Annotated in this window: 3 protein-coding genes; all 3 read right to left on the reverse strand. The window is 43.6% G+C overall.

Annotated elements, in window-relative coordinates; genetic code table 11:
- Positions 1-300: 300 nt before the first annotated feature.
- Positions 301-1809, reverse strand: a complete 1509-nt coding sequence (gene malQ / locus F6K37_RS29480) for a 4-alpha-glucanotransferase (protein WP_044491801.1) — start codon at positions 1807-1809, stop codon at positions 301-303.
- A gap of 330 nt (positions 1810-2139) precedes the next feature.
- Positions 2140-3339, reverse strand: coding sequence for an RNA-guided endonuclease InsQ/TnpB family protein (locus tag F6K37_RS29485; RefSeq protein WP_008177671.1), 1200 nt, complete (start codon positions 3337-3339; stop codon positions 2140-2142).
- Between the two features lie 370 nt (positions 3340-3709).
- Positions 3710-6067 carry an NACHT domain-containing protein gene (locus F6K37_RS29490; RefSeq protein ID WP_008177669.1) on the reverse strand — a complete coding sequence of 786 codons (2358 nt, stop codon included), beginning with the start codon at positions 6065-6067 and terminating at the stop codon, positions 3710-3712.
- Between the last annotated feature and the right edge of the window lie 394 nt (positions 6068-6461).

The following is a 6461-nucleotide window of genomic DNA, read 5'->3' on the forward strand; positions in this document are numbered from 1 at the left end:
AAATAGATTCATGAAAACCAATGCTGATTTACCATAACACGAAACAATTGTCGGCTCTCTTTCCTAATGTTACCTGTTACCTTTGTTAATCAATTAAATTTGAACATATCAAATTCAAATGCTATAGCACTTAACTTATATAAAGTCCAGTTAATCCCTTGTATAGACTATAATTGTGTAGGATTGTGAGTTGAAGATTGTCAACTAATAATTAACATTTTTGTCAAAAAATAAACAACCAATAATGAACTTAATAGGATTAATTGTTCAAACTATTCCAATACAATATAACTAGGCTTGCTAGTCAGAACTGGGAGCGCGACCGTAAGTGTGAGTGAGGATTTTGAGGCGATTAGCCAATTCTTCACTCAACGCATTCGGTTGATAGCGCCATTGCCAGTTACCTTCCACGGTACTCGGAAAATTCATTCGAGCATCTGTGTCCAGACCTAAAATATCTTGCACAGGAATAATTGCTTGGTTGGCAATACTACTGAGCGCTAATCGGATTAAATCCCAATGGATGCCTTCTTGGCTGACTGGTCCGGAGTAATTAATTATAATCTGCTTATCTTCAGCAGAGAGTTTTTTAAACCAACCCACTGTTGTGTCATTATCATGGGTGCCGGTGTAAACCACACAGTTTTGGATATAGTTAAAGGGTAAGTAAGGGTTACTTGATCCCCCACTAAAGGCAAACTGTAAAATTTTCATACCAGGAAACTGGAAGCGTGAGCGTAATGCTTCTACTTCTGAAGTGATGATCCCTAAATCTTCCGCAATAATTGGCAAATTGCCCAACTTGTCTTGGAGTACTTCAAAAAATTCTTTTCCTGGTGCCTTAACCCATTCTCCAGTGATGGCAGTTGTTTCTCCTTGCTTGACTTGCCAGTAGGCCTCAAATCCCCGGAAATGGTCAATCCGCACAATGTCTACATACTCCAAGATGGTTTGGAAGCGTTGTATCCACCATCGGAAGTTATCTGCCTGTAACTGTTCCCAGTTATAAACTGGATTACCCCACAACTGACCTGTGGCACTGAAATAGTCCGGAGGCACCCCAGCCATGAGTGTGGGTTCGCCAGTTTCGTGATCAATGGCAAAGATTTCCCGATGAGCCCAGACATCAGCACTATCGTGAGCCACATAAATTGGAATATCACCAATAATCTGGATCTGGTGATGGTTGGCGTACTGTGTGAGAGCTGACCACTGGCAGAAAAACTCAAACTGTAGGTATTTGTAGAAATAAATTTCATCTTGCAATTTCTGCCGCCAATACTCAACTGCTTTGGGTTGAGCCATAGCAATGTCTCGTTCCCAAGTATGCCAGCTACTCTGGTCAAACACATCACGAACAGCCATAAATAAAGCATAGTCTTCCAACCAGCTGGCTTTTGCTTGACAAAATTCTGTAAATTTATGGTGCTGTTGGGGTGAGGCGTTGGCACGGAAGCGATCGCAAGCTTGGTATAACAGGGGCATCTTGGTTTGAATTACCTGATTATAATCCACTGAGTCGAGGGGAAACTCTGGTAGATTGGCAAAGTCTTCATCCTTGAGCAGTCCCTGCTTTTGCAATTGTTCTGGGCTAATGAGCAGGGGATTGCCTGCCATGGCTGAGTAAGAGCCATAGGGAGAGTTACCATACCCAATCGGACCAAGGGGCAAGATTTGCCAGTATTGCTGGGCGCTTTGTGCCAAAAAGTCAATGAATTGATAAGCCTGTAAACCTAAGTCACCAATACCAAAGGGACTGGGTAGGGATGTCGGATGGAGCAAAAGACCACTAGATCTGGGAAAAGGCATAAAAAAGCGATCAACAATATTGACATACTCCCGGCGCTGAATCAAAGATTACAGGGCGGGATTCTCACAGACAGTGATTCTTGATTCATCGAGACAACTTATTGAATTAGATTTCTCTTCATCAACAGCGGTCGAACTCTCCTCAAGCGTTCCCGGTTCCCCGGCAGATCCCCTATGCCCTAGGGTACTGTTGTTATTGCACTCAACACCTAGAATGTTCATACCTTTGTTTAAAATATTTAATGCCGCATTCGTATCCCGACATATTTCTGTCTTGCATTTAGGGAGCATCCCAATTTGGCAAATCCATGGCTCAAACTAACGAGAGTACTAGGGTTTAAAAACATAATTGAAAGTGTTATGGGCAAAAATGGGATGCTCCCTGCATTTAGGGCATTGATGAGTTCGAGTGCTGAGTGATTTCTTCACTCGATGACCACAATTTGAACAATCTTGGGAGGTATAGTTAGGGGCAACAGCAATCACTGTCTTGTCCCAAACCTTGCCAAAATAATCTAACCATTGAGTGAATTGATACCACGAAGCATCAGAAATAGACTGAGCCAGATGATGATTCTTGACCATGTTTTGTATCTTTAGGTCTATGCCTCCTAGCGTCGGCAGGCTAGCGCCAACGTAGACAACCACATCATTAGAGTGGACTACGCACCGAGCGAGCTTCACCGCCCAGTCTTCGTTCTCTCGGATGCAAGCTCCGAGAGCTGCGAAGACTTCGTCTTTACGCTGTCTTTGAACCTTCAAATGTGCCTTACCGAGTCTAATTCTGGCTTTGTGGTAGTTGTTGGATTGAGGTTTCTTACCCTTAACAAACTTTCTGGACAACCGTCGCTGTAGTTTCTTAATTCGCTTCTGTGCTCTTCTTAAATACTTAGGATATATTGCACCATTGTCGTTTTGGTCTTTGTAGAAATACTTCAATCCCAAATCAATGCCTACAAAGTTCCCTGTATAGTTTCCCGCTTCTTTACGATTAACATCAAAACAGAATTGAGCATAATAACCATCAGCTCGTCTAACCACTCTCACCCGATTAATTTTTAGCCTAAATAAGTCCTCTCTGGTTTCATGATTACAGAATAGAGAGAACGTACCTGCTTGAAAACCATCGGTGAAATTAATCGTTAAACAATCCTCTGATAGCTTCCAGCCCGTAGTTTTATACTCAACTGTTCGCGCAGCGTCGGCAAAGCCGTTGCGAGAATGCTTTTTGAACTGAGGATAACCTTTCTTTTTGGATCCCTCTCTACAGCGACGATAGAAGCTAGAGATTGAATTCCAAGCCCTCTGTGCCGATGCCTGACGCGCCATTGAGTTCAACTTTTTGGCAAAAGGATATGCGCGTGCCAGTTCTTTACACAGCTCAGACAGACGAGCCTTATTTACATCCGGCTCGTCGCGCCATAATCTAACTGCTTTGTTTCTAATGAATTGAGCAGTTCTTATGGCTGAGTCTATTGCTTGGTATTGTGCCTTAGACCCGTTTAAAAGCTTGGCTTCTCTGACTATCATCAGCCTATTTTACAACAAACAAATGCGGATCACCAAAAGTTCTGGATTCTTTTTTTTGTGGGTCGCAATTCATGAGGGGCTGTGTGCGGAATTTAGTTCAGCACCTTGAAAGCCCCGTCCCAACACCAAACTAGCGTTATGGTGTGAGCCTTATTGCTCCATTTAGGTAAGTAAGCCTTACGACATTCTCACCGTAGCACGGGTCAAAACGGTTTAAGGGTTAGGGCTTGTTCGCGTAGCGTGGCCTTTTGGCCAAGGCCAAGGCCAAGGTTGTTCGCCCAAGGCGATTCGGTTTACGGTAGGTTAAAGGGTGAAGGGGTGAGAAGCTACTTTTCACCCCTTCAGGTCAACATCGACCGTGAGGGATCAATTACGAGTGGCACAGCGGCAAAAACAACGTATCTTCTATTTCTTTGCGCACCGTCAGACTCAGCTGACAATTACTATTGAGGCACTCTACTAGCAAGTGATTAGCACGACTATACTGCTCTAACCAATCTTGGGATGTCTTGCTCAAATCCCATTGGTGACCCATATTACGATGCTCAATCATCAAAGCCCTTAATTGTGATAACCATTCCGGACCATGACTTTGCCACCATTGTTGAATACTATCTCGGTCGTCATCATCTAGGTCAGGTAGCTGATTTTTAAGCTTCTCTAGATAGTCTCCTATAGACTCAATCCCAGTCAGGTGATTCAAGTCAAGGGCAAGGTAAAGAGCACTGAGTCGGTCGTAAACTAGTTCTGGTGTCATAGCTTGGGCAACAGCTAAAGCATGATCTAAAGCTAAATCTAGGGCAAGTTCACTACCCAACTCCCCTCCTAGTCTGTGATCAATAGCCAAAGCTAAGGCTTGATTCCGGGAAAGAGGATGGTTAGGAGGAAGGGCAAGGGTCATGTAAAAGGCACGCACTGCTGCTGGCTTGTAGGGAGTATCGATGTCGAGGGATTTGATCTCGATCCAGTTCAAGAACTTGCTCAAGGTATCATCTAAAGCCATAACGCCTGGTGTCTGTTTGACTGAGTCAAACACCATTTCTGCACAGACTAACCGATTAACCTGTTGCTTGATCAGCAACAATAGCTGATCAGCATCTGGCAACATTTGTGCTGTGAGTAAAAATACTTCCCGCCAACGTTTCTCCTGTAGGTGTTCGACTAGCTGTAACAAAGACATCCCATTGCCGATCACAATCGCTCTGGCGGTAAAATACTCTTGAAATGTCAGATGAGAGAATGAGTAAATTCGTCGTGCCCGCTCTACCAATAGTCCATGCTGCACCTCGATAGATTTGAGTACTGCTAAGCTATCTAATTCTAAAGCTGCCTGGTTGCTTTGAGTTGCTGGTAATTTCCGTAAATAATCAGCAATTAATTGTTGCAGCCGAATTTCTTCAAAGAAATACTCCCCTTGCTCAAAGGTGATAACTGCTAATTGAGAAAGTAATTCTAGCTTGTGGGGCAAGGATAAATTACGATAAATATCATCTCGCTTAACACCCCGGGCTTCATCCCAGCGAATCAGTAGTAAGTCTAGTCCTTGCTGGTAAAGATCAGAGCGTTTAACAGGAAAGTCAGCTTTGGTTTGAAACACCAGACAGGCTAGATTCAGCAAGACTGGTGTTGTTGCTAGTTCTCTAATTTGCTGATTTTCTGGCAGCTTCATCTGCTCGATAAACAGAGATGCTTTCTCCAAACCTGATTCTGGGTCATTCCTTGCTATCGCCACAAACCACTTTTTAGCAAAGTGTTGAATTTGTGCTGGTTTGAAGTCAGCAATCTCAACCTCAGTAAATCCCCGAAATCGATACTGTTGAGCTGCAATACGACATGTGATGATCAGCTGATTTTTGTAATACTTTTCTGAAATCTTGCGGATTTGTTGAATAACTTGATTACTGGCAGTTTCCGGGACTTCATCCAAGCCATCCATTAAGATCAAGCCTCTGCCATAGCTGAGGATAGTTTCAATATCTTGTTCTGAAATACCACAACTTTGGAACTCTTGATTAATGTAGTTAAATAGGCTGAAACTACATTCGATCATAGCATCCTCGGCAAAGTTTTTCAATCGAATCAAAATCGGAACCCGATCCGATTGAAAATTTCCTTGATTGCACTGAATAGCCAGATATTGCAAAAAGGTGGTTTTCCCAGAGCCAGGTTTACCTAGCACCATCATTTTAGGATAGCGTTCTACCGCTTGCACTCCTGGTATGCTTTCCCGGCGCACTTTGCCTATACCCAAGCGGTCAAATTCCTCCGGTGGGAAGCCTTGCAAATCCTCAATTTCCAACCATCGTTGACTAGTGATTTCTTCGAGAATATTCACATCTACGTAGATGTGATCTAAACTCACCGGTCGAGCAATATCTAATAGGCGCAGAGTGCCACACTGATTTTGAATTTTGTCATGGTAGTGCGATCGCACTTTGGTGACGATGGCATCAACTCTACTTTTGTCCTCAGCTGCTTTCTGTTCTGCATCTATCTGAGCATCTTCTGGTATAGCGACAATCTCTTCCATCTCCAAATCCAGATGAAAGCAGATTTCGCTAAAAACGCGGCGGTCAACGGGTTTACCGGCAAAAAACTTCCAAATCGGTTGGCGAGTTTCTATGCCGATTTCACCCGCAAAATATTCTTGTGTCCATCCCTTGCGTTCAAAAGCCTGTTTGGCTTTTCTGATGCCGTCTGGAGATGCCTGGAGAGATCGCTTTGCCATAGCTCAAGCTTAATTTACTGAAAAATCTTTCGACACTCACCTATAGATTTCCCGAAAAATAGGTCAAGAGCCACAACGAACGGATCACAATGGGAAATTTTTGATCAGAGGGGGTGATGGGGTGATGGGGTGATGGGGTGATGACGTGATCAGGTGATGGGGTCAGAAGTATATAGAAATCCTCAATCATTTGTGAAAAAGAACCCATGGTGAGATTCTTACTTCTCTTCCTCCACTTCCGGTCTCAGACCCCTCTCCCCCTCTTCTGGTGTTTCACAACTCAAATCGGATTGCTATAGCAGAAGTCAGAAGTCATTTGTCAGAAGTCATTTGTCAGAAGTCAAACTCTTGCGCTTCTTGATGCAGTCGCTCATGGGGGAAACCCCCAAGACCG

The organism is Moorena sp. SIO4E2, assembly GCF_010671945.1.
In the GTDB taxonomy this organism is placed as follows: Bacteria; Cyanobacteriota; Cyanobacteriia; order Cyanobacteriales; family Coleofasciculaceae; genus Moorena; species Moorena producens.